Consider the following 23,746-nt stretch of genomic DNA (forward strand, 5'->3'; position numbering starts at 1 on the left):
GCGTTTTCGCCCTGATCAGACTATCTGGCTCGGCGGTCGAATCCGAACAGCGGTCGAGTGCGGAAGTTGACATGCGCACTTGTGCATATCACAATGAATACGATTTGCAATAACAACTACTGCACTAACCTGGTGCCATGACGTCGATCGTGCAGGGAGAGTCCGCCGGCAACGAACCGGCGGCCGAAGGAGCCGCAACCGTGTCCACGGACTCGACAGTGGAAGCAAGTTCGCCCCACCGGCAAGACCCCGAGCATCCGTTGCACTCCGGCGATCCGTTCGCCGACGCTCCCCCGGCTCACATTCCGCCGAAGGAAACTCTGGCTGCGGCAGGCGACATCCTGCGGGCACTGGCGGCCCCAGTACGCATCGCCATCGTGCTGCAGCTGCGCGAGTCCGAGCGGTGCGTTCACGAACTCGTCGTCGCCCTCGGTGTCACGCAACCGTTGATCAGCCAGCACCTTCGGGTACTCAAGGCAGCGGGTGTGGTGCGCGGAGAACGCAACGGACGCGAGGTCCTGTATCGGTTGGTCGACGATCACCTCTCCCACATCGTCGTCGACGCCGTGGCCCATGCCGAGGAAGGCCGGAACCTGTGACCGACAAGTCCACCGACACCGCCACCCCCAGACGACCCGTCGTCGTCGGGGTGCGAGCCACCAAGCAGCGCAGCGCGATCTCGGACCTGCTCGACACCATCGAAGAGTTCAAGTCAGCACAGGATCTGCACGACGAATTACGCAAGCGCGGTGAGGGTATCGGCCTCACCACGGTGTATCGCACGCTTCAGACCCTGGCGGACGCCGGGACGGTCGACGTACTGCGCACCGACAACGGGGAGTCCGTCTACCGGCGCTGCTCCTCGGGGCATCACCATCACCTGGTGTGCCGCTCGTGCGGCTTCACCGTCGAGGTGGAAGGTCCCACTGTCGAGAAGTGGTCGCAGAGCGTCGCCGAATCCAACGGTTTCAGCGACGTCAGCCACACGATCGAGATATTCGGCACCTGCAGTCAGTGCAGCGCTGCCGCTCGCTGAATCCGCTCAGGCGACGGCGTCGGCCACGCGAGGCACCACCGCGTCGATGGCGAACGGAATCGACAGCACCGAGTTGTACGTGATCGCTCCACGCTGATCGATGGACAACGGAACGATCGCATCGTTTCGGGCGGCTGTCAGCGTTCCGAAGATCGGGTTCTCGGCCACGACGTCGATGTCCTCGCCGGTACCGAGGTAGAGAACCACGTCGGCGTCGAGCTGCGAGATGTTCTCTGCCGAGACCGGAACGAAGAAGTTGGTGCCGTCGTCCTGGGCCAGAATCGGTTCCGGAATCTCGAAGCCCAGCGAGGTGACGAACGTGCCGCGGGCATCACCGGGCAGATATGCACCGAATTGGCCGTCGTACGGAAGCACCACGGCTGCAGTCTTACCCGCGAACTCCGGATGTGCGGCTCGCACCTGCTCGAGCGCAGCGGTGGTCTGCTCGTTCAGCTCCTCGCCGCGTTCTGATTCGCCCATCGCTCGAGCGATGGTGTCGGTGGCCACCTCACGATCGACGGCGTAGGCGGCCGATCCGGCCGGTCGAGCGACCGTCGGGGCGATGTCACTGAGCCTGGCGTACGTGGCCTCGTCGAAGCCCGCGTTGAGCCCGGTGATCAGATCCGGTGCCAGCGAGGCGATCAGCTCGAAGTTCGGCTCGGACTCGGAGCCCAGCAGCGTCAACGGTGCATCACCGACCAACTCGTCGGTCCACGGACCCAGTCCGGTCTCGTAGAACGTGTACCCGGCGTTACCGACGGGAACTGTGCCGAGCGCGATGACGGCGTCGGCGTCGGACACCCCGAGTGTGACGATGCGCGTGGGCTTCTCGGCGATGGTCGTGCTGCCGTAGATGTGATCGATGACGACCGGAAATACACCGTCAGCCGATTGCGTCGCCGTGTCGCCGTTGTCGGCAGTCGAACAAGCTGTCCCGGCCACACCGAGGGCGATCACCGCCACCACCGCCGTGAGCATTCGGGTCCACCGCACAGTCATCGCATCCGCCTCTACTGGGAAGTAAGTACAGGCAAACCTTAGCTGACCGATCAGGGAAGTAGGCCCTCACGCGCCTTTTCGACTCCGGCGAGCACCAGGATGAGCATCGTCAGCATGGCCTCGTCGTCCAGACCGTTCGCAGGAAAGGTGTAGCGCAACAGCACATCCGCGAGCTTGTCGTGGGTGTTGACCGAGATCGCGCCGAACTGCGAATCCGCATTGCGGTCGGCGACGTTCTTGTGCAGAGCCGGCTTCAACGGCCGGTCCCACGCCAGGACTGCGGTGAGCGAGAGAACCTCGAGCTCGGGCGAGAGTCGCACGGCACGCAGCGAGCACAGAGCACCCGCATAGTCGAAACCGAGAGAACCCTCGTCACCGAGTGTGACCGTCGCGAACTGCGAGAGCGCCAACTGGGCACGGGCCTGCAACGAAAGCCCCTCGTCCGGCGTCCCGTTCGCGGTGTCACTCATACTTGACTCCACCGAACCGTCGGTCCCGCGAGGCGTATTCGATACACGCCTCCCACAGATCCCGTCGGTCGAAATCCGGGAAGAGCTTCTTCTGGAACACGAACTCCGCATAGGCCGACTGCCAGAGCAGAAAGTTCGACGTCCGCTGCTCCCCCGACGGACGCAGGAACAGATCCACGTCGGGCATATCCGATTCGTCGAGGTACTTGGCGACGGTGGCCTCGGTGATCTTCTCGGGGTTCAGCTTGCCCGCAGCCACCTGCCTGGCGATTTCCCTTGTGGCATCGGCAATCTCGGCCCGGCCACCGTAGTTGACGCACATCGTCAGCGTCATCACGGTGTTGTGCTTGGTCAACTCCTCGGCGACTTCGAGTTCCTTGATGACACTGCCCCACAACCTCGGTCGTCGGCCGGCCCAGCGAACCCGAACGCCCATCTCGTTCATCTCGTCGCGTCGACGACGAATGACGTCACGATTGAAGCCCATCAGGAACTTGACCTCGTCGGGACTGCGCTTCCAGTTCTCCGTCGAGAATGCATATGCGGACAGCCACTGCACCCCGATCTCGATGCACCCGCAGACGGTGTCCATGAGTACCGCTTCACCCTGCTCGTGCCCTGCGGTGCGCGGCAGACCGCGATCCTGTGCCCACCGACCGTTGCCGTCCATCACCAGTGCGACATGGCGAGGAATCAGTTCCGGCTGCAGGATCGGCGGACGAGCGCCCGACGGATGCGGATCGGGAGGGCGCACCGTCGACTGTTCGTCAGGCCGAGGCCCCTGCTCTCGTCGTCGAATCACGGTCCCCATCCTGCCCGACGGTGTCGGCGAACACGGAGTCAGGTTGCGCCAGCGGTACCTGATGCGGGTGCGAGCGTTCGATGAGCGGAAGCGTGCGCAGCTGTCGTTCCAGATGCCATTGCAGATGAGCCGCCACCAGTCCACTGGCCTGCTTGCGGACCGCATCGGAAGTGGTGACGGTGTAATCCCACTCCCCCCGCTCGAGCGCGACCATCAGATCGAGAACCCCGGTAGACGGCGTCGCCGAACCCGGCGGTCGGCAGTGCACACACACGGCTCCACCGGCCGCGACATGGAACGCTCGATGTGGGCCCACCGCTGCGCACCGCGCGCAGTCGGTCAGTGCGGGAGCCCATCCGGCGAAACCCATCGCGCGCAGCAGGTACGCGTCGAGCACCAGCTCGGGAGGTCTGACGTGCTGCGCGAGGGCACGTAGGGCACCGACGGTCAACTGATGAAGCCGCTGCGCGGGTGCATGCTCCTCGCCTGCCAGCCGTTCGGCAGTTTCGAGAACCGCGCAACCGGTGGTGTAGCGACCGTAGTCGGCCACGATGTCTCCGCCGAACGCGTCGACCGTGTGCACCTGGGTGACGATGTCGAGGTTGCGCCCCGGATAGAGCAGAACGTCGATGTGCGCAAACGGTTCCAGCCGCGCACCGAACTTGGATTTGGTGCGGCGAACCCCCTTGGCAACGGCCCGCACGATTCCGTTCTCCCTGGTCAACAACGTGACGATGCGATCGGCCTCACCCAGCTTGTGCTGGCGCAGGACGACTGCGTTGTCACGGTATGGCCTCACGTCACCCAGTGTCCCACGCGGGCTGCGGCGGTGACCATTCCCGCGCTGACGAGGAGTCGATACTGTGCAGGCGTGGATTTCCATCGGTCGACTCTCGTCGCTCAGGCTACCGCTCTCGCGTCGGGTCGCATCACGTCGGTACAGGCGGTTTCCGAATCACTCGATCGCATCGAGAAGAGCCAACCCACGCTCAACGCGTTCCGCATCGTGCGCCGCGATGCAGCCCTCGCCGAGGCGGCCGAAGCGGATCGTCTGCGCGCCGCCGGCACCACCGCTCCCCTGCTCGGCGTTCCCGTCGCCGTCAAGGACGACGTGGACGTCACGGGCGAACCGACCGCCTTCGGATGCGCGGGCGACTTTCCACCTGCTACCGCGGATTCGGAGGTGGTACGCAGACTGCGTGCGGCCGGAGCCGTCATCGTCGGAAAGACCAACAGCCCGGAACTCGGCCAGTGGCCGTTCACCGGCGGCACCTTCGGGCACACCCGCAATCCGTGGGACCGTGAGCGCACCCCAGGCGGCTCCTCGGGTGGCAGTTCTGCCGCGGTGGCTGCCGAATTGGTCTCTGCCGCTCTGGGTTCCGACGGTGCCGGCTCGGTGCGGATTCCGGCCTCGTGGACCAATCTCGTGGGGATCAAGCCGCAACGCGGACGCATATCGTCGTGGCCGGAGCCCGAGGCGTTCAACGGCATCACCGTCATCGGCCCGCTCGCGCGCACCGTGGCCGACGCGGCACTGCTCCTCGACGTGGTCTCGGGCAGTCACGACGGAGATCTGCATCGTCCGACGCCGCTGACCGTCACCGATGCCGTCGGACGCAACCCCGGTTCGCTGCGGATCGCGCTGAGCCTGCGTAAGCCGTTCATTCCGACGCCTGCCCCGCTGGACCCGGAGATCGCCGGTGCCGCTTACCAGATGGCCGCGGTACTGCGGCTACTCGGGCACCGAGTGGTCGTCGACGATCCGGCATACGGAATGTTGTTGGGGCTCAACTTCTTACCCCGCTCGCTGGCGGGTGTGGCCACCTGGCTCGACCGTCTCCCCGATCCGTCTCTCGCCGACCCACGCACCCGAGCCAACGCCAAGACCGGCCGGGCTCTGGCCGGAGCGCCACTGCGCGCAGCGCGCGCCGCCGAACCTCGCATCGGGCGTCGTGTCGGCCGGTTCTTCGACGAGTACGACATCGTGCTCGCCCCGACGACCGCCACCCCGCCGCCCCGGATCGAGGCCATCGACGGCATCTCCAACGCCGACACCGATCGAGTCATCACCGAGCACTGTCCCTACACGTGGCCGTGGAACGTGCTGGGGTGGCCGAGCGTCAACGTGCCCGCAGGATTCACCGCCGCCGGCCTACCCATCGGCCTGCAGTTGATGGGCCACGAATCCTCCGAGCCACTGCTCGTTTCGGTTGCCGCTCAACTCGAGAACGTGCTGCAGTGGCACCGCAAGCGCCCCGATCCCTGGTGGACCCAGGTGAGCGAAACCTCGTAGCCCACTACGGGACAGGAGTGAAGCCTGCGGAACGACCGATGGGTCCAGCCGTGCACATGCGGCGAAGCCGCTCCAGGTCAGAACCCGAGCTTGCCCATTTGCTTCGGGTCGGTCTGCCAGTCCTTGGCGATTTTGACGTGCAGGTCCAGGTAGATCCTGGTACCGAGTAGCTTCTCGATCTGCAGTCGCGACGCGGTGCCGACCTCTTTGAGTCGCGAGCCACCCTTGCCGATGATGATGGCCTTTTGACTCGACCGCTCGACGTAGAGGATTGCGTGCACGTCGAGCATGTTGTCGTGGCCTTCGCGGGGCAAGACCTCGTCGATGACGACGGCAAGAGAGTGCGGCAGCTCGTCGCGGACGCCTTCGAGCGCGGCCTCACGGATGAGCTCGGCCATGAGGACTTCCTCGGGCTCGTCGGTGAGCTCACCGTCGGGGTAGAACGCCGGGCCCGGTGGCAGTTCCGACGCCAACAGGTCGACGAGCTTCTCGATCTGCTCGCCCGATTCGGCGGAAACCGGGATGACGTGAGAATTCTCGCCGAGCAGCTTCGACAGCGACATCAGCTGCTGTACGACGCGTTCCTTCTTGACCTTGTCGATCTTGGTGATGATTCCGATGAGCGTCGTCTTGGGCGCGATGTGCCGCACCTGTTCGAGGATCCACCGGTCGCCGGGCCCGATCTTCTCGTCCGCGGGGATGCAGAGTCCGATGACGTCGACCTCGGAGTAGGTGTCCTGCACCAGGTCGTTGAGGCGTTGCCCCAGTAGCGTTCTCGGTCGGTGCAGGCCGGGGGTGTCGACCAGGATCAGCTGCGCGTGCTCTCGGTGCACGATCCCGCGAATGGTGTGCCGCGTCGTCTGGGGACGCGAGGACGTGATGGCGATCTTCGATCCCACCAACGCATTGGTCAACGTGGACTTGCCGGTGTTCGGTCGGCCTACGAAACAGACGAATCCGGATCGGAACTCACCGTTGTTCTGCTCGGACAAGAGCACCTCCAGATTTCAGTGTTGACGAGTGGCCTCGGACGAGTCGTCGTCCTCGGTGGAATCTTCTTCGGGTTCGAGCTTTTCGACCAGGACCGTGGCGATGCGGACGCGCCCCTTGGGATCTGCGCCACCTTCTCCACGCAGCAGCAGGCCGTGGGTGATCACCTGCGAACCGGGCAACGGTACTCGGCCGAGTTCGTAACCGAGGAGTCCGCCGACGGTGTCGACTTCCTCGGATTCGATCTCGATGCCGAAGATCTCGCCGAGGTCTTCGAGCGGCACCCGCGAGGACAGCCGATAGCGTCCGTCGTCGAGTTCCTCGATGGGCGCGACTTCGTCGGAATCGTATTCGTCGGCGATCTCGCCGACGATCTCCTCGATCACGTCCTCGATGGTCACCAGCCCGGCGATGCCCCCGTACTCGTCGACGAGCAGGGCCATGTGGTTGCGATCGCGCTGCATCTCGGCGAGCAGACTGTCGAGTGCCTTGGAGTCGGGAACGAAGACGGCCGGACGCATCAGGTCGGACACCTGCACTCCGCGGCCGCCGTCGGTGGAGTAATACGTCTGCTGCACAAGGTCTTTGAGGTACACGACGCCGACGATGTCGTCCACGTTCTCGCCGATCACCGGAATGCGGGAGTGGCCGCTGCGCACAGCCAACGAGGTGGCCTGTCCTGCTGATTTGTCGGACTCGATCCACACCATCTCGGGGCGCGGGACCATGACCTCGCGGGCGGAGGTGTCACCCAGCTCGAACACCGATTGGATCATTCGCCGTTCGTCGTCGGCCACGACGCCGCGCTCGCGGGCCATGTCCACCAGTTCCCGGAGTTCGATCTCGGAGGCGAAGGGGCCGTTGCGAAATCCCTTACCGGGGGTGATCGCGTTGCCGATGAGGATGAGCAGTCTGCTGATCGGTCCGAGGAGCCACCCGAGTGCACGCAGGGGCAATGCGGCCGCCAACGCGATCGAGTACGCGTTCTGCCGACCGAGGGTTCGCGGACCGACACCGATCACGACGTAACTGACCAACACCATGGCCACCGCGCTGATCACCAATGCGGTGGTCGAGTCGATCAACTGCGTCAGGCCACCCGCGAGCAACACGGTGCCGCCGATCTCGCACAGAATGCGCAGCAGCACCATCAGATTGACGTATCGCGGGCGGTCACCGACCACGACGACGAGGCCGGTGGCACCGGGGCGCTCGTCCTTGACCATGTCGTCGATTCGCGCACGTGAGACCGTGTTCAGCGCGGAATCGACGGCAGCGAACAGGCCGCCGAGAGGCACGAGAAGGACAGCGAACACGATGAGCGCAACAGCACTGCTCACGCGCTAGGACCCCACACTTGCACCTGTTCGACGACGCAGATCATCGGTCGAGTCCGTCCACGAAACCGGCCTTGCCGAGTAGCCTGGCGTCGCGGGCGGCCTGTTCGGCGGCCTCCTCCGCACGCCTGGCGTCCTCGTACCATTCGGCCAGCAGCCGGTTCTGCAGCTCGAACATTTCCTTCTCTTCGTCCGGCTCGGCGTGGTCGTAACCCAGCAGGTGCAGCACACCGTGCACGGTCAGCAGAGCGAGCTCGTGTTCGAGCGAATGCCCCGCTGCGGCAGCCTGATCCGCGGCGAACGACGGGCACAACACGATGTCGCCGAGCATCGCCGGCCCGGGCTCGGGCGCATCGGGACGACCGCCCGGCTCGAGCTCGTCCATCGGAAACGACATCACGTCGGTCGGGCCGGGCAGATCCATCCACCGCATGTGCAGATCTGCCATCGTTGCCGAATCCACCAGCACCATCGACAGTTCCGCAGCGGGATGCACGTCCATGCCGGCGATCGCGAACCGCGCGACCGAGACCAGCTCGGGTTCGGAGATGTCCATCCCCGACTCGTTGGACACTTCGATACTCATCTAGCCACTACCCACGCTCTCGTTGCCTGCATCTGTCGGTCCGTATGTCTGAATCATCTTCTCGCCGAACGCGGTCCACCGGTGCGGCGTTGCGCCCTGTTGGGAATGACGCCTTCCGATGTCGACTCGAACCGCTCGTACGCGTCGACGATCTCCGAGACCAGGCGGTGGCGCACCACGTCGCTGCTGGTGAGCTGCGCGAAGTGGATGTCGTCCACGTCGGTGAGGATCTCCGAGGCTGCCCGCAACCCCGATCGCGCACCTCCGGGAAGGTCGACCTGGGTCACGTCGCCGGTGACGACGATCTTCGACCCGAATCCGAGTCGGGTCAGGAACATCTTCATCTGCTCGGCGGTGGTGTTCTGCGCCTCGTCGAGAATGATGAATGCATCGTTGAGAGTGCGTCCGCGCATGTAGGCGAGCGGGGCGACCTCGATGACCCCGGCCTGCATCAGCTTCGGAATCGCCTCGTCGTCCATCATGTCGTGCAACGCATCGTGCAGCGGCCGCAGGTAGGGGTCGATCTTCTCGTGCAGCGTTCCTGGAAGGAAGCCGAGCCGTTCCCCCGCCTCCACTGCCGGACGCGTCAGGATGATGCGGCTGACCTGCTTGGTCTGCAATGCCTGCACGGCCTTCGCCATCGCCAGGTACGTCTTGCCGGTGCCGGCCGGGCCGATGCCGAACACGATGGTGTTGGCGTCGATCGCGTCGACATAGCGCTTCTGGTTCAGCGTCTTGGGCCGGATCGTCTTGCCGCGGCGCGAGAGGATGTCCAGGCTCAGCACCTCGGCCGGTGAATCCGAGACGCCTTCGGTGAGCATGGCGATCGATCGGCGCACTGCATCGGGAGTCAGTGGCTGAGCGCGCTTGGCCAGCGCGGCCAACTCGGAGATCACCCGTTCGGCCAGCGCCACATCGGCCACTTTTCCGGTGAGCGTCACGGCGTTTCCTCGTACGTGGATATCTGCCGTCAGCATCTGCTCGAGCGCCCGCAGGTTCTCGTCGGACTGTCCCAGCAGTGGCATCACTGCTTCGGGGGCGAGTTCCAGGGTGGACCGAACCTCGCGCTCGGCGGGAAATTCGCTGTGTTCACTCACGTGGTGGCTATGGCCTGCTCTCTGGTGTCGGCTTCTCGGACGTGCATTGGGTATGGATCGAGTTTAACGCCGCAGCAACGATGCGCATTCCCATTACTCGCTGGTGGCACCGAGCACGGCGTCGAGCGAGAGCGCCCAACACCGGGAATCGGGATTCAGGAAAGCGAAGTGATCTTCCCCCGGCACGATCGTCAGTCGCGCGTCGTCTCCGGCAGCGCGCGCCAACGCTACGTACCTCTCGCTCTGCGCCGCGGGCACCTGGATGTCCTCGGATCCGTGCAGGGCGATCGTCCGGATGCCGATGGGCGTGCGGGCCGCGGGCGAGGCCGACCGGTACAGCTCGGGGTCGTCCTCGTATCGGGCCTGCAACAGCGCCTCGACCGCCGGGTTCGTCCGTCCCGACGCACCGCGCGGCTCGAGATCGAGAACTCCGGCCTGCGAGACGATGCGCGACGGGCGGACCTTCGTGCCGGTCTCGCCGCCGAGCCACACGGCCAGGTGACCGCCGGCGGAGTGGCCGATGACGCGGACGTCGTCGATCCCGACCGGAGCATGGTGCTGCAGTTCCCCGGCAACCACGTCGAGTGCCGCAGTCACATCGGACTGCATCTCCGGCCAGTGCCCACCTGCGCCGACGCGTCGGTACTCGATGTTCCACGCCACCGCTCCGGCTGCGGCGACTGCGCGGGCGAACTGAGTACCCAGACTGGACCCGAACTGTCCGCTCCAGAACCCGCCGTGCACCACCACGACCACCGGCGTCCGGTGATCCATCGACTCCGCCGGCAGGTAGAGGTGACCGAACTGCTCCGGATGATCGCCGTACGCGATCTTGATCCGCGCGCTCATGCGTTCTGGAAGTCGGGCGGGAGTTGGGTCCACCGCGAGGTCAGGACGCCCAGCGCGCCCAGAGCCACAGCTCCTGCCGTGGAGGTCCGCAGCACCGTCGGGCCCAGCACCACCGGCGTCGCACCCGCCTCGGTGAGAGCGGCGACCTCCCTGTCGTCGAGACCACCCTCGGGTCCGACGACGATCACGACCTCGGGAACCGAGTCGAACGGCAGGTCCCGGAACGCCGAAGTAGCCGCCTCGTGCAGCACGGCGACGATTCCGCCGCGCTCCACGACGCCGCGTACGAAGGCGTCGACCTCCCGCGAATCGTGCAGCTCGGACACCTCGGGGATGTATGCCCGACGCGACTGCTTGGCTGCTTCCGCCGCGGTGCTGCGCCACTTCGCGACGCCCTTGGCTGCCTTTGGGCCCTCCCACCGTGCGACGCATCGCGCGGACTGCCAGGGCACCACAGCATCGACGCCCGCTTCCGTGGCCAGCTCGACGGCGAGCTCCGATCGGTCCGCCTTCGGCAATGCCTGCACCAGCGTCACCACCGGAGTGGGGCGCGGCATCTCACTGCGCGATTGCACGGTCAGTTCGAGCCGGTTCTTCTCCGCTGCGGCGACGACCGTGTCGGCCAGGCCGCCCGCTCCGTCACCGAGCAACACCCGCTCGCCCACCCGGATGCGCCTCACCGTCGCGGCGTGGTGCCCTTCCTTGCCGTCGAGCACCGCGAGCTCGCCGACGTTCGGTAGAGGCGAGAGGTAGAAGACCGTGGGGGCCATCGATCAGCGACCGCTGAACGCTTCCCGCAACCGCGAGAACAGGCCGCCGCTGTGCGCCGAACCGGTGGTGACGACCTCCGCCGAGTCGCGGTCGCGCATCGACCTGAGCTGTTCGAGCAGATGGGTCTGCTTGCTGTCGAGCTTGGTCGGCACGATGACCTCGAGGTGCGCGTGCAGATCGCCGCGAATACCGGACCGCAGCTTGGGCATACCGTGACCGCGCAGCACCGTCGTCGAATTCGGTTGTGTGCCTTGCTCGATCGAGATCTCGGTGGGTCCGTCGATGATCGCGTCGATGTTGACCGAGGTGCCGAGAGCAGCGTCGACCATCGGAACACGGACGGTGCAGTGCAGGTCGTCACCGTCGCGCACGAACACCTCGTGCTGCTGTTCGACGATCTCCACGTACAGGTCTCCCGCGGGTCCGCCGCCGGGACCGACCTCGCCCTGAGAGGCCAGTCGAATGCGCATGCCGTTGCTCACGCCGACGGGCACCTTGACCGAGATGTCGCGCCGCGACCGGACGCGACCGTCGCCGCCACACTTGCGGCAGGGGTCGGGAATGGTCTCGCCTGCGCCGCGGCAGGTGGGACACGGACGGCTGGTCATGACCTGGCCGAGGAACGAGCGCTGCACCGACTGCACTTCACCGGCACCGCCGCAGGTATCGCAGCGAACCGGCTTGGAGTCACCGTTGGTGCCCGAGCCCGTGCACAGGTCGCAGAGAATCGCCGTGTCGACGGTGATGTGCTTGGTCACGCCCGTCGCGCACTCGTCCAGGGTGAGCTTGGTACGCAACAGCGAATCCGCTCCCGGCTGGACGCGCCCCTTGGGCCCGCGCTGGGATCCGCCCGCGCCGCCGCCGAAGAACGCCTCGAACACATCTCCCAGGCCGCCGCCGAACCCGGCACCACCGAATCCACCACCGCCGCCGCCTCCACCGCCCTGCTGCAGCGGGTCGCCGCCGAGGTCGACGATGCGACGCTTCTCCGGATCGGAGAGCACCTCGTATGCGGTGGAGATGTCCTTGAACCGAGCCTGCGCGGCCTCGTCCGGGTTGACGTCCGGGTGCAGCTCTCGCGCCAGCTTGCGGTAGGCGCGCTTGATCTCCTGGTCCGTCGCCTGCTGGCCGACGCCCAAAGTCCCGTAATAATCCCGTGCCACGTCGTCTCTTTCGTCCTAGAAGATGAATCTCGTTCGGTGAAGCTGTGTGCCGGCCGTCCGTGCCCCCGCCGCCGGCGTTCGATCGGTTCTCGCTCGTCTCAGCGCTCGGCCAGGACCTCGCCGATGTACCTGGCAACCGCGGCGACCGACGCAATTGTTCCTGGGTAGTCCATTCGGGTCGGCCCGAGAACACCCATTCCTCCGAGGACCATGCCAGCCGACCCGTACCCGGTGGAAATCACCGATGTCCCGCGCATTTCCTCGACCTGCGTCTCCTCGCCGATCCGCACCGTAACGGTGCGGGTGTCCTGCGTCACTGCGAGCAGCTTGAGGACGACCACTTGCTCTTCCAGCGCCTCGAGTACCGCCCTGAGCGATCCGGGAAACCCCGCGTCGCCGGCGAAATCGGCGGCATTGCGCGTCAGGTTCGCCGTCCCGCCGAGAACGAGGCGTTCCTCGGGGTGTTCGACCAGCGATTCCACCAGTACCGTGGCCGATCGAATCATCGCGTCGCGTAGCGCAGGTGGAGCGTTCTCGGCGAGTTCGGCCACCGCAGCCGATGCCGCCGCCAGACGCTTGCCCTCGAGTGCACCGCCGAGAAGACGCCGCAGCTGCGCAAGATTCTCGTCGTCGATGACGTCACCGAGTTCGACGATGCGCTGATCGACTCGCCCGGAGTCGGTGATGAGCACCAACAGCAGCCGGGCAGGGGTGAGCGCCACCACTTCCAGGTGGCGAACCGAGGACGCCGACAGCGTGGGGTACTGCACCACGGCAACCTGCCGGGTCAACTGAGCCAGCAATCGGACGCCGCGTCGCAGCACGTCGTCCAGGTCGACGCCGTTCTCGAGGAACTCGAGGATGGCGCGGCGTTCGGCCGCGGACAGCGGCTTGACGTCCGCTATTCGGTCGACGAACTGCCGATAGCCCTTGTCGGTCGGCACCCGACCGGAACTGGTGTGCGGCTGCGCGATGTACCCCTCGGCCTCGAGCACGGCCATGTCGTTGCGCACCGTTGCACTGGACACCCCCAGATTGTGGCGTTCGACCAGGGCACGTGAACCGACGGGTTCCTGAGTGGACACGTAGTCCGCCACGATCGCTCGTAGAACCTCGAACCGCCTGTCGTCGGTGCTCGACATCGGTGCCCACCTCCGTTCTCGTTTCCAATCGTCGCTCGAGTCTAGTAGCCGGCGAACGCATGCTCGTGCAAGGCCTTACTGTGGTCCGAGTGGAAACGTTCTTTCGATTCGGTCCAGCGGCTCGAGGCTCGCGATGATCTTCAAGGGTGTGCGTGACGGAAAGCCGTACCCCGAGCACGGTCTGTCCATCAGGGACTGGTCGAGAATCCCGCCACGCCAGCTGCGTCTGGACGAGATCGTCACCACCACCAAGGTGCTCGAGCTGGACAGATTGCTGTCCGAGGACTCCACCTTCTACGGCGATCTGTTCCCCCACGCGGTGCAGTTCCGCGGCGTCATCTACCTCGAAGACGGCTTGCATCGCGCAGTGCGTGCGGCACTGCGCAATCGAACGGTGTTGCACGCCAGGGTGTTCGACTACGACGCACTGAGCGCCTGAAACAGACTGTTCAGGCGGCAGCGATGGTGCGCACCACCGCGTCGGCCAGCAATCGGCCCCGGTCGGTGAGCACAAGTCGTTCTCCGCGGCGCACCATCAACCCGTCTGTGACGGTCTGTTCGGCAGCGGCGCGCTCGGCCGGCCCGAGCAACCTCATCGGCACTCCCGAGCGGAGTCGGACGGTCAACATCAGCTCTTCCAGGTGTCGATCCTCGGCGCTGAGCAATTCGCTGCCGTGCACCGGTAGGTGTCCTGCGGCAAGGCGATCGGCGTACGCGGCCGGGTGTTTGACGTTCCAGAACCGAGTGCCGCCGATGTGGCTGTGTGCGCCGGGCCCAGCGCCCCACCAGTCGCCGCCGTCCCAGTAGCCGATGTTGTGGCGGCACTGCGCGTCGGCGTCGGTGGCCCAGTTCGACACCTCGTACCAGGACAGCCCCGCGGCGTTCATCGCCGTGTCGATGCGTTCGTAACGGCTCGCCAGCACGTCGTCGTCGGGTGCAGGCAACTCACCGCGGCGAACCTTGCGGGCCATGGCGGTGCCGTCCTCGACGATCAGCGCGTAGGCCGAGACGTGGTCGACACCGGCCTCGAGCACTGCCGCGAGGGACTGGTCCAGATCGCTGTCTCGCTCGCCGGGAGTGCCGTAGATGAGGTCGAGATTGACATGCTCGAAACCGGCCGCGCGCGCTTCCTTTGCCGCGGCGACCGCTCGACCGGGCGTGTGGGTGCGATCGAGGACGGCAAGCACATGTGGTGCAGCGGACTGCATTCCGAGCGAGATGCGGGTGAAGCCAACGTCACGGAGCCGGTCGAAGAATTCCGGGGACGTCGATTCCGGGTTGGATTCCGTGGTCACCTCGCCGCCGTCGGTCAATCCGAAACTGGACCGGACCGCACCCAGGACGTCGGCCAGACCGTCGCCCCCGAGCAGTGACGGGGTGCCACCGCCGACGAAGACGGTGTCTGCCGTCGGAACGCGACCCGTGCGGGACTTCATCAGCCCCGCGGCGGTGTCCAACTCACGTCGCAGACCCTCCAACCAGGACTGCGGCGACGCCGATGTGCCCAGCTCACCCGCCGTGTAGGTGTTGAAGTCGCAGTACCCGCACCGCGTGGCGCAGAACGGAACGTGCACGTAGATCCCGAACGCGCGGTCCCCCACTCCGTCGAACGCCTCGGTCGGCAACTCGAAGGTGGACGGGACGGGTACGACGGTATTCACGCCCTCCAGTGTCCCAGAGTTCGGGCTTACCCGATCCCACCCGCCCTGCCAGCCTATTTACCTCGAAATCGGGGTAAATAGCCGCCGCGGTCGTCCATCGCCCCGATGACGTGGCACAATGACTCCCGTGACCGACTCAGGAATTCGACTCGTGGCGCGCCGCCATGTCGATCTCGGCCGTGTCTGCAGCGCGTCGTGTCGATACACGACCGGCTGCTGACCAGCCCTCCTTCGAGCACGTCCATTCGATCCACCGGTTACCCACTGTCGTCGAGCGAGCACTGATCTGCGCTCCCGTACCGGGTACCGGCCAGCACAAAGATGCAGGAGCAATGCATGTCGTCGACCAGCGACGCGACCACCGACGCTGCCTCCGTCACACCACGGGAGCGCACGCCGCGGCCGACCAAGCGTCGAGCCGAGGGACAGTGGGCACTGGGGTACCGGGAGCCACTGAACGCCAACGAGCAGTCCAAGAAGGACGACAACCCGCTCAACGTGCGAGCCCGCATCGAGAACATCTACTCCAAGCAGGGTTTCGACAGCATCGACAAGGGCGATCTTCGCGGCCGCTTCCGCTGGTGGGGCCTCTACACCCAGCGTGAGCAGGGCTACGACGGCACCTTCACCGGTGACGACAACATCGACCTCCTCGAGGCGAAGTACTTCATGATGCGGATCCGGTGCGATGCCGGTGCGCTGAACCTCGAGCAACTGCGCACTCTGGCGCAGATCTCCCAGGAGTTCGGTCGCGACACCGCAGACCTCTCCGACCGTGAGAACGTGCAGTTCCACTGGGTCGAGGTGGAGAACGTCCCCGAGATCTGGCGTCGAATCGAAGCAGTCGGCCTGAAGACCACCGAGGCGTGCGGCGACTGCCCCCGCGTGGTGCTCGGTTCCCCGCTCGCCGGCGAGGCCGTCGACGAGATCCTCGACCCCACCTCCGCCATCGACGAGATCGTCGAGCGCTACATCGGCAAGCCCGAGTACTCCAATCTGCCGCGCAAGTTCAAGACGGCGATCTCGGGCCTGCAGGACGTGGTGCACGAGATCAACGACTGCGCGTTCGTCGGCGTCGTGCATCCCGAGCACGGGCCCGGACTCGACCTGTGGGTCGGCGGCGGCCTGTCCACCAACCCGATGCTCGCGCAGCGAGTCGGCGTCTGGGTTCCGCTGGAGGACGTTCCCGACGTGTGGGAAGGCGTCGTCTCGATCTTCCGTGATTACGGCTACCGTCGGCTTCGTACCAAGGCGCGCCTGAAGTTCCTCATCAAGGACTGGGGCATCGAGAAGTTCCGCCAGGTCCTCGAGGACGAATACCTGCACCGCAAGCTCATCGACGGCCCGGCTCCCGAGAAGCCCGCTCGACCCCGCGATCACGTCGGGATCCAGAAGCTCAAGAACGGCCTCAACGCCGTCGGGGTGGCACCCATCGCGGGCCGTGTCTCCGGCACCATCCTTGCCGCCGTCGCCGACGCCGCCGAGAAGGCCGGGTCGGATCGCGTGCGATTCACGCCGTACCAGAAGCTGATCGTCCTCGACGTTCCCGACGACACGCTCGAGCAGCTGATCTCGGACCTCGATGCATTGGGCCTACCTGCCCGGCCCTCGCACTGGCGCAAGAATCTGATGGCGTGCAGCGGCATCGAGTTCTGCAAGCTCTCGTTCGCCGAAACCCGCAAGCGCTCACAGGTTCTCGTCCCCGAGCTCGAAGAGCGCCTGTCCGACATCAACAGCAAGCTCGACGTTCCGATCACCATCAACATCAACGGCTGCCCCAACTCGTGCGCGCGGTCGCAGATCGCCGACATCGGGTTCAAGGGCCTGCTGGTCGACGATGGGGACGGGAATCAGATCGAGGGTTTCCAGGTTCATCTCGGAGGCAGCCTCGGCCTGGACAGTGCGTTCGGCCGAAAGTTGCGCCAGCACAAGGTCAACAGCTCCGAGCTGGGAGATTACATCGACAGAGTGGTGCGCAATTTCGACAAGCACCGCGAGGACGGCGAACGGTTCGCTCAGTGGGCCGTGCGAGCAGACGAGGCGGATTTGCGATGAGTACCAGGCTGAATTTGACGGTAGATCAATTGAAGGACATCGCCGAGCGCGGTGCCCGCGAACTCGACGGGGCGAGTCCGCTGGAGTTGTTGCAGTGGACCGAGGACAACTTCGGTGACGACTTCATCGTTGCCTCCAACATGCAGGACGGGGTGCTCGTTCACCTCGCGGCACAGGTTCATCCCGGTGTGGACGTGCTGTTCCTCGACACCGGCTACCACTTCGCCGAGACCATCGGGACGCGCGACGCCGTCGAGTCCGTCTACGGCGTCCGGGTCGTCAACGCCCGAGCCGAGAAGACTGTCGCAGAACAGGATGCGATCGACGGCAAGGACCTGTTCGCCCGCGAGCCCAATCGCTGCTGTGCGATGCGCAAGGTCGCCCCGCTGAAGAAGGAACTGGCGAACTACAGCGCCTGGGTCACCGGTATCCGCCGGGTCGAGGCCCCCACCCGTGCCAACGCCCCGCTCATCTCGTTCGACGACGCCTTCGGTCTGGTCAAGATCAACCCGATCGCGCCGTGGTCCGACCAGCAGATGCAGGCCTACATCGACGAACATTCGATTCTGGTCAATCCCCTCGTCGACGAAGGCTATCCGTCCATCGGGTGCGCACCGTGCACCGTCAAACCTGCCCCCGGAGCCGACCCGCGTAGCGGTCGTTGGGCCGGCAAGGCCAAGACCGAATGTGGGTTGCACGCCTCATGACACTCGATCTCACCTCGGCCACCGTCGGTCGGACCCATCTCGACGCAGATCGGTTCGACACCCTCGACGCACTCGAATCCGAGGCCATCCACATCTTCCGTGAGGTGGCGGGCGAGTTCGAGCGCCCCGTCATCCTGTTCTCCGGCGGCAAGGACTCGACAGTTCTGCTGCACCTGGCGATCAAGGCGTTCTGGCCCGCTCCCCTGCCGTTCGCACTGCTGCACGTCGACACCGGACACAACCTGCAGGAGGTACTGGACTTCCGCGATCACGTGGTCGCCAAGTACAACCTGCGCCTGCACGTGGCCAGCGTCGAGGAGTATCTCGCCGACGGACGCCTCACCGAGCGCCCCGACGGCATCCGCAACCCGCTGCAGACCGTGCCCCTCCTCGACGCGATCTCCGAGAATCGGTTCGACGCCGTCTTCGGCGGTGCCCGACGCGACGAGGAACGAGCTCGTGCCAAAGAGCGAATCTTCTCGCTGCGCAACGCATTCGGCCAGTGGGAGCCCAAGAAGCAGCGACCCGAACTGTGGAACCTGTACAACGGCAAGCATTCCCCCGGCGAGCAGGTGCGCGTGTTCCCGCTCAGCAACTTCACCGAACTCGACATCTGGCGCTACATCGCCCGTGACGACGTGGAACTGGCGAGCATCTACTACGCTCATCAGCGCCCCGTCTACCAGCGTGACGGCATGTGGATGACGCCCGGCGTCTGGGGCGGACCGGCCGAGAACGAGGAGCTGCAGACCCTGTCGGTGCGCTACCGCACCGTCGGCGACGGATCCACCACCGGCGCAGTGCTGTCCGAGGCCGCCGACAACCAGGCAATCCTCGCCGAGGTGGCCGCGTCCAGGCTGACCGAACGCGGAGCCACCCGCGGCGACGACCGCGTCTCCGAGGCTGCCATGGAAGATCGCAAACGAGAAGGATACTTCTGATGAGCAGCACAGGAACGCAGCTTCTTCGCCTCGCCACCGCGGGAAGCGTCGACGACGGTAAGTCGACGCTCGTCGGACGGCTCCTCTACGACACCAAATCCGTTCTGGCCGACCAGATCGATGCCGTCACTCGGGCTTCGGTGGACAAGGGGCTGGCCACACCGGACCTGTCCCTACTGGTCGACGGCCTGCGCGCCGAGCGTGAACAGGGCATCACCATCGATGTCGCCTACCGCTACTTCGCGACGCCGCACCGCTCGTTCGTACTGGCCGATACTCCCGGCCACGTGCAGTACACCCGCAACACCGTTTCCGGTGCGTCGACGGCCCAGCTCGTCATCCTGCTGGTCGACGCCCGGAAGGGTGTCATCACTCAGACTCGCAGGCACGCAGCGGTTCTCGCTCTGCTCGGCGTTCCGCGTCTGGTGCTCGCGGTCAACAAGATCGATCTGGTCGAGGACCCCGCAACGGTGTTCGCCGAGATCTCGGCCGAGTTCAACTCGCTGACCTCCTCGCTCGGCTGGTCCAGCGAGGACGTCATCGAGATCCCGGTGTCCGCATTGCACGGCGACAACGTCGCGGTGAAGTCGGACAAGACCCCGTACTACGACGGACCCACCCTCATCGAACACCTCGAGTCGGTTCCGGTCGACGCCGAACCGCACCGAGTCGGTCTGCGATTCCCCGTGCAGTACGTGATCCGGCCGCGCACAGCGGAGTTCCCGGACTACCGAGGATACGCCGGCCAAGTCGCGGCGGGCTCCGTCGACGTCGGCGACGAGGTCGTCATCCTGCCCTCCGGCACCCGAACGACAGTCGAGCGCATCGATACCGCGGACGGCGAATTGCGTACCGCTCATGCCGGACGCAGTGTCACCCTCGTCCTCGCCGACGATGTCGACGTCTCGCGCGGCGACACCATCGCCTCCCCGCAGGACGCACCGGAGCCTATCGGCGACTTCGAGGCCACGGTGTGCTGGCTCGCCGAGAAGCCGCTTCGCCCGGGCGCTCGCCTGCTGCTCAAGCACGGCACTCGCACCACCCAGGCCATCGTCGGGACACTGATCGATCGATTCGACGAGCAGGAGCTCACCGCACACGAAGGTCCGGAGTCGTTGGAGCTCAACGAGATCGGCCGAATTTCGGTGCGCGTCGCCGAACCCATCGTGGCAGACGACTACGCCGTCAACCGGCACACGGGCAGCTTCCTGCTGATCGATCCGGCCGGCGGCAACACGTTGGCTGCCGGGCTCGTGGGCAACGCTCTGGCTGCCGTCGAGCTGGGGTCGGCAGTTCCCGCGTGAGCGCACTGATCGCGGTTGCCCACGGCAGCCGTGACCCGCGCTCGCGCGCCACGATCCACCGCGCCGTCGACGCCCTGCGTCGGCGGCGACCGGATCTGGACGTGCGCGTGGCGTTTCTCGATCTCTCCGAGCCCGGCGTCGATCAGGTGGTCGACGACCTGGCCGATGCCGGACACGGACGCATCGTCGCAGTTCCGATGTTGCTGGGCAAGGCTTTTCACGCAAAAGTCGATTTGCCCGAGCTACTGCAGGCCGCGAGAACGCGACACCCGCACGTCTCGATAACGCAAGCCGACGTTCTGGGAGACGACCGACTCCTCATCGACGCAGTCCGCGACCGCATCACCGACACCGGTGTCGCAGTAACCGATTCGACGGTCGGAATCGCTCTTGCCGCGGTCGGCTCCTCGGTGGCACCGGCGAATCAGCGCACCCGGGTGATCGCGCAGAAACTGCTCGCCGGAACAAACTGGGCTGGAGCTGTGACCTGCTTTGCGACCTCGGTATCCCCGTCCCCCATCGATGCAATCGCACAGCTGCGCGCGCTGGGAGCCGGCCGCATCGTCGTGGCACCCTGGTTCCTGGCCCCGGGACTGCTCACCGACAGGATCGAAGCCTCGGTCGCAGGCCTACCGAACGTGGTGCACGCCGAGGTCATCGGAGCACATCCAGCGCTCGCAGATCTGGTGTCGCGGCGCTACGACTCCGCAGTCTCGATGGGTCGTTCCGCAGGCTCCACTCCTGCGGCACGAGCTGGTGCGACTCCGGACCCGATCGCGCTACCGCACCGGTTCAACGAACCGGTGCACCAGCAATCGCGTCGGCGTCGCTAGCGTCTGCGATTTTCGGCACCCGAGTCGCTCGCACGTACACCGTCTCGCCCTCGCGCAAACCGAGAGCCTCGCTGTCGCCGCGGGTGATCTGCGCCGCGAACAGTTCACCGGTGGCCGCATTCTTCAATTCGACCTTCACCTCGAAGCCGAGGTGCACCACCCGCTCGACGACGGCCCGCGTCACACCGGCCGATTCGGCCGTTCCGCTGGCCTGAGCCTGCGCCAACGACGGATCGCGTCCGACGCGAATGTCGTGCGGCCGCACCAGAAGTCCGTTCAGTTTGGCGACCTGCCCCAGGAACGACATCACGAAGTTGTTGGCCGGGCGATCGTAAAGATCTTCCGGGCTACCAACCTGTTCGATGCGGCCCTTGTTGAGCACCGCGATCCGATCGGCGACGTCGAGCGCCTCCTCCTGATCGTGGGTCACCAGCACGGTGGTGACGTGGACCTCGTCGTGCAGTCGACGCAGCCACGTGCGGAGATCGGCACGCACCTTGGCGTCGAGCGCGCCGAAGGGCTCGTCGAGCAGCAGCACCTGAGGGTCGACGGCGAGTGCACGGGCCAACGCCATGCGCTGCCGCTGTCCACCGGACAGCTGCGCCGGGTACCGACTCTGGAACCCGGCGAGCCCGACGATCTCGAGCAACTCGTCGACCTTCTTGGCGATCTCGGTCTTGGGCCGCTTGCGAATCTGCAGGCCGAAGGCGACGTTGTCACGCACTGTGAGGTGTTTGAACGCCGCGTAGTGCTGGAAGACGAATCCGATCTCACGGCGCTGCGGGCTGACCCATGTCACATCCTGGCCGGCGAGGACCACCCGACCGGAGTCGAGTTGTTCGAGGCCGGCGATGGAGCGCAGCAGAGTGGACTTGCCCGAGCCACTGGGCCCGAGCAGCGCCGTCAACGATCCCTTGGGGATGTCGATGCTGACGTCGTCGAGCGCTGCGAAGTCGCCGTAGTGCTTGTTGGCACCGACGACGGAGATCTCGATCTCGGGGGATGTCTCGGTCATTACTTCGTCCTCTTCTTGTCGAGGGCCGTCATCAGCAGCAGCACGACGACGGCTATCGCCATCAGTAGCGTGGACGCGGCGTACGCGCCCTGCTGATTGAAGTCCTCGTACCGTGAATTGACCAGCAGCGTGAGCGTTTGAGAGATACCGGGCAGATTGGTCGAGACCATGATCACCGCACCGAACTCGCCGAGCGACCGTGCGACGGTGAGTACGACGCCGTACGTCAACCCCCATCGGATCGCCGGAAGAGTGATGCGCCAGAACGTCTGCCACGACGACGCACCGAGCGTCGAGGCGGCCTCCTCCTGCTCCTCACCGATCTCGTACAGCACGGGTTCGACCTCGCGAACCACGAACGGCAGCGTGACGAAGATCGTCGCGATGACCATGCCGGGAAGCGCGAAAATCACCTTGAAGCCGAGGCTTTCGACGCCGCCGAACCATCCGTTGGCACCCCACAGCAGGATCAGCGCAACGCCGGTGATGATCGGCGACACCGCGAACGGCAGATCGACGATGGCTTCCAGGACACCTTTGCCGCGGAACCGTCCTCGTACGAGCGCCAGTGCGGTGACCACACCGAACACGATGTTGATCGGAACCACGATGGCGACGATCAACAACGACAGCTGCAGTGCCGACTGCGCAGCCGGGGTGGTGATCTGCTCCCAGAAGGCGACGACGCCGTCCTCGAACGTGCGAAACAGGATGGTGGCGAGTGGAAAGAGCACCAGAACGGCGAGATACAGCAGAGCTACGGTGCGCAGCGTCAGCTTGATCGGCAGACCGATTTTCACGAGATCTGCTCCTCACGTCGGGCCAGGCGATTGCCCACCACGCGAAGGACGAACAGCACTGCGAACGCGATCGCCAGCAGCACCACGGAGATCGCCGCCGCATCGGTTGGGCGGTCGTACTCGATGAGCTCACGGATGTACTGCGACGCCACCTGTGTGTCGTTGGGGATGTTGCCGCCGATGAGCACCACCGACCCGAATTCACCGATGGCGCGCGCGAAGGCGAGCCCCCCACCGCTGAGGATCGCCGGCAGCAGGACCGGCAGGACGATGCGACGGAAGATGGTCCAGTTGTTCGCGCCGAGCGAGGCCGCGGCCTCCTCGACGTCCTTGTCGAGCTCGATCAGCACCGGTTGAACCGCTCGCACCACGAACGGCAATGTGACGAACAGCAGCGCGACGATCACCGCGGGCTTGGTTGCGTTGAACACCAACCCGACCGGACTCGCCGGACCGTACAGCGACAGCAGAACCAGGCTGGCCACGATGGTCGGCAGTGCGAACGGCAGATCGATCAGGGCGTTGACGAATCGCTTGCCCGGGAACTCGTCCCGCACCAGGACCCACGCGATGAGGGTGCCGAGAAAGAGGTTGACCACGGCCGCCGCCACCGACACCTGCAACGTCACCTTGAACGTGGCCAGCGCGCGTTGCTCGGTGACCGCGTTCCAGAAGCCGGTGAGACCGTCGTCGAACGACTGGACCGTCAACGCCGCCAGAGGAAGCAACACGATGACGCTCAGCCACAACACGGCGACCCCGAGACCGAGTGGCCCCACCGACCCAGGGCCCCTGAACTTTCGGCCTTCCCGCCCGGCACGAAACCGAGGTCTCGTACCGGGCGGGACTGGCGAATCCGCAGTTGCGGCTTCGGTGGTCGAAGATGGCATCGATC

General features: G+C 65.6%; 25 protein-coding genes. 9 read left to right on the top strand and 16 right to left on the bottom strand.

Going from position 1 to position 23,746, the window contains the following annotated elements:
* Positions 1-137: 137 nt before the first annotated feature.
* Together QM590_RS03955 and QM590_RS03960 are read left to right on the top strand one after the other, a co-directional pair.
* Complete coding sequence (locus QM590_RS03955) at positions 138-599, top strand: ArsR/SmtB family transcription factor (RefSeq protein ID WP_306437454.1); 462 nt, start codon at positions 138-140, stop codon at positions 597-599.
* Positions 596-1,036 carry a Fur family transcriptional regulator gene (locus QM590_RS03960; protein WP_037193030.1) on the top strand — a complete coding sequence of 147 codons (441 nt, stop codon included), beginning with the start codon at positions 596-598 and terminating at the stop codon, positions 1,034-1,036. The genes QM590_RS03955 and QM590_RS03960 overlap by 4 nt, the downstream gene beginning before the upstream one ends.
* A gap of 6 nt (positions 1,037-1,042) precedes the next feature.
* On the opposite strand, the gene QM590_RS03965 is transcribed toward QM590_RS03960, so the two are convergent.
* From QM590_RS03965 to recO, 4 genes are read right to left on the bottom strand one after another with little or no spacing between them, the layout of a single operon-like run.
* Positions 1,043-2,035, bottom strand: coding sequence for an iron-siderophore ABC transporter substrate-binding protein (locus QM590_RS03965; RefSeq protein ID WP_269593811.1), 993 nt, complete (start codon positions 2,033-2,035; stop codon positions 1,043-1,045).
* Positions 2,036-2,085: 50 nt separating this feature from the next.
* Positions 2,086-2,505 carry a hypothetical protein gene (locus QM590_RS03970; RefSeq protein WP_269593810.1) on the bottom strand — a complete coding sequence of 140 codons (420 nt, stop codon included), beginning with the start codon at positions 2,503-2,505 and terminating at the stop codon, positions 2,086-2,088.
* A complete protein-coding gene (locus QM590_RS03975) occupies positions 2,498-3,316 on the bottom strand; it encodes an isoprenyl transferase (RefSeq protein WP_068052326.1) in 819 nt (272 codons plus the stop codon). The genes QM590_RS03970 and QM590_RS03975 overlap by 8 nt, the downstream gene beginning before the upstream one ends.
* A complete protein-coding gene (recO, locus tag QM590_RS03980; protein ID WP_068052329.1) occupies positions 3,273-4,106 on the bottom strand; it encodes a DNA repair protein RecO in 834 nt (277 codons plus the stop codon). Before recO ends, QM590_RS03975 begins: the two co-directional genes overlap by 44 nt.
* 72 nt (positions 4,107-4,178) lie before the next feature.
* Here recO and QM590_RS03985 point away from each other — a divergent pair, with 72 nt between their 5' ends.
* Positions 4,179-5,600, top strand: coding sequence for an amidase (locus QM590_RS03985; RefSeq protein ID WP_269593809.1), 1,422 nt, complete (start codon positions 4,179-4,181; stop codon positions 5,598-5,600).
* 77 nt (positions 5,601-5,677) lie between these two features.
* Here the strand turns inward: QM590_RS03985 and era are convergent, their stop codons facing one another.
* The 8 genes from era to hrcA all read right to left on the bottom strand — a co-directional run bounded on the left by era (position 5,678) and on the right by hrcA (position 13,535).
* On the bottom strand, positions 5,678-6,592 hold the full coding sequence (era, locus tag QM590_RS03990) for a GTPase Era (RefSeq protein WP_068052356.1): 915 nt from the start codon (positions 6,590-6,592) through the stop codon (positions 5,678-5,680).
* A 15-nt stretch (positions 6,593-6,607) separates the two neighbouring features.
* The gene (locus QM590_RS03995) at positions 6,608-7,930 is read right to left on the bottom strand and encodes a hemolysin family protein (RefSeq protein WP_094669150.1); all 1,323 of its coding nucleotides are present in this window, start codon (positions 7,928-7,930) and stop codon (positions 6,608-6,610) included.
* Between the two features lie 40 nt (positions 7,931-7,970).
* The gene (gene ybeY, locus QM590_RS04000; RefSeq protein ID WP_068052336.1) at positions 7,971-8,513 is read right to left on the bottom strand and encodes an rRNA maturation RNase YbeY; all 543 of its coding nucleotides are present in this window, start codon (positions 8,511-8,513) and stop codon (positions 7,971-7,973) included.
* 53 nt (positions 8,514-8,566) lie between these two features.
* A complete protein-coding gene (locus QM590_RS04005; RefSeq protein WP_269593808.1) occupies positions 8,567-9,610 on the bottom strand; it encodes a PhoH family protein in 1,044 nt (347 codons plus the stop codon).
* Between the two features lie 93 nt (positions 9,611-9,703).
* Entirely contained in the window at positions 9,704-10,459 is a 756-nt protein-coding gene (locus QM590_RS04010; RefSeq protein ID WP_269593807.1) for an alpha/beta hydrolase family protein, read from the bottom strand.
* On the bottom strand, positions 10,456-11,229 hold the full coding sequence (locus QM590_RS04015) for a 16S rRNA (uracil(1498)-N(3))-methyltransferase (RefSeq protein ID WP_269593806.1): 774 nt from the start codon (positions 11,227-11,229) through the stop codon (positions 10,456-10,458). Before QM590_RS04015 ends, QM590_RS04010 begins: the two co-directional genes overlap by 4 nt.
* 3 nt (positions 11,230-11,232) lie before the next feature.
* Entirely contained in the window at positions 11,233-12,393 is a 1,161-nt protein-coding gene (dnaJ, locus tag QM590_RS04020) for a molecular chaperone DnaJ (RefSeq protein WP_094669153.1), read from the bottom strand.
* A 98-nt stretch (positions 12,394-12,491) separates the two neighbouring features.
* Complete coding sequence (gene hrcA, locus QM590_RS04025; protein ID WP_027497502.1) at positions 12,492-13,535, bottom strand: heat-inducible transcriptional repressor HrcA; 1,044 nt, start codon at positions 13,533-13,535, stop codon at positions 12,492-12,494.
* Between the two features lie 133 nt (positions 13,536-13,668).
* Here hrcA and QM590_RS04030 point away from each other — a divergent pair, with 133 nt between their 5' ends.
* Positions 13,669-13,974, top strand: a complete 306-nt coding sequence (locus tag QM590_RS04030) for a type II toxin-antitoxin system VapB family antitoxin (protein ID WP_032379172.1) — start codon at positions 13,669-13,671, stop codon at positions 13,972-13,974.
* Positions 13,975-13,984: 10 nt separating this feature from the next.
* Here the strand turns inward: QM590_RS04030 and hemW are convergent, their stop codons facing one another.
* Complete coding sequence (gene hemW, locus QM590_RS04035; RefSeq protein WP_269593805.1) at positions 13,985-15,196, bottom strand: radical SAM family heme chaperone HemW; 1,212 nt, start codon at positions 15,194-15,196, stop codon at positions 13,985-13,987.
* A gap of 336 nt (positions 15,197-15,532) precedes the next feature.
* On the opposite strand from hemW, the gene QM590_RS04040 reads away from it, so the two are divergent.
* Genes QM590_RS04040 through QM590_RS04060 form a run of 5 tightly spaced genes read left to right on the top strand, consistent with a single transcriptional unit; the run spans position 15,533 to position 21,036 of the window.
* Entirely contained in the window at positions 15,533-17,251 is a 1,719-nt protein-coding gene (locus tag QM590_RS04040; RefSeq protein ID WP_269593804.1) for a nitrite/sulfite reductase, read from the top strand.
* A complete protein-coding gene (locus tag QM590_RS04045) occupies positions 17,248-17,958 on the top strand; it encodes a phosphoadenylyl-sulfate reductase (protein ID WP_269593803.1) in 711 nt (236 codons plus the stop codon). Before QM590_RS04040 ends, QM590_RS04045 begins: the two co-directional genes overlap by 4 nt.
* Positions 17,955-18,899: a sulfate adenylyltransferase subunit CysD gene (cysD, locus tag QM590_RS04050; protein WP_037193075.1), complete on the top strand. Its 945-nt coding sequence runs from the start codon at positions 17,955-17,957 to the stop codon at positions 18,897-18,899. The genes QM590_RS04045 and cysD overlap by 4 nt, the downstream gene beginning before the upstream one ends.
* Complete coding sequence (locus QM590_RS04055) at positions 18,899-20,203, top strand: sulfate adenylyltransferase subunit 1 (RefSeq protein WP_269593802.1); 1,305 nt, start codon at positions 18,899-18,901, stop codon at positions 20,201-20,203. The genes cysD and QM590_RS04055 overlap by 1 nt, the downstream gene beginning before the upstream one ends.
* On the top strand, positions 20,200-21,036 hold the full coding sequence (locus QM590_RS04060) for a sirohydrochlorin chelatase (RefSeq protein ID WP_269593801.1): 837 nt from the start codon (positions 20,200-20,202) through the stop codon (positions 21,034-21,036). The genes QM590_RS04055 and QM590_RS04060 overlap by 4 nt, the downstream gene beginning before the upstream one ends.
* On the opposite strand, the gene QM590_RS04065 is transcribed toward QM590_RS04060, so the two are convergent.
* The 3 genes from QM590_RS04065 to cysT are packed head-to-tail and all read right to left on the bottom strand — an operon-like array spanning position 20,996 to position 23,741.
* Positions 20,996-22,051 (bottom strand): sulfate/molybdate ABC transporter ATP-binding protein, encoded by a 1,056-nt coding sequence (locus tag QM590_RS04065; RefSeq protein WP_269593800.1) that lies wholly within the window; start codon positions 22,049-22,051, stop codon positions 20,996-20,998. The two genes, QM590_RS04060 and QM590_RS04065, sit on opposite strands and share 41 nt — an antisense overlap.
* Positions 22,051-22,851, bottom strand: coding sequence for a sulfate ABC transporter permease subunit CysW (gene cysW / locus QM590_RS04070; protein ID WP_269593799.1), 801 nt, complete (start codon positions 22,849-22,851; stop codon positions 22,051-22,053). Before cysW ends, QM590_RS04065 begins: the two co-directional genes overlap by 1 nt.
* Positions 22,848-23,741, bottom strand: a complete 894-nt coding sequence (cysT, locus tag QM590_RS04075; protein ID WP_262498381.1) for a sulfate ABC transporter permease subunit CysT — start codon at positions 23,739-23,741, stop codon at positions 22,848-22,850. Before cysT ends, cysW begins: the two co-directional genes overlap by 4 nt.
* Between the last annotated feature and the right edge of the window lie 5 nt (positions 23,742-23,746).

Origin of the sequence: Rhodococcus sp. IEGM 1372, from assembly GCF_030056835.1 — a bacterium.
Lineage (GTDB): Bacteria > Actinomycetota > Actinomycetes > Mycobacteriales > Mycobacteriaceae > Rhodococcoides.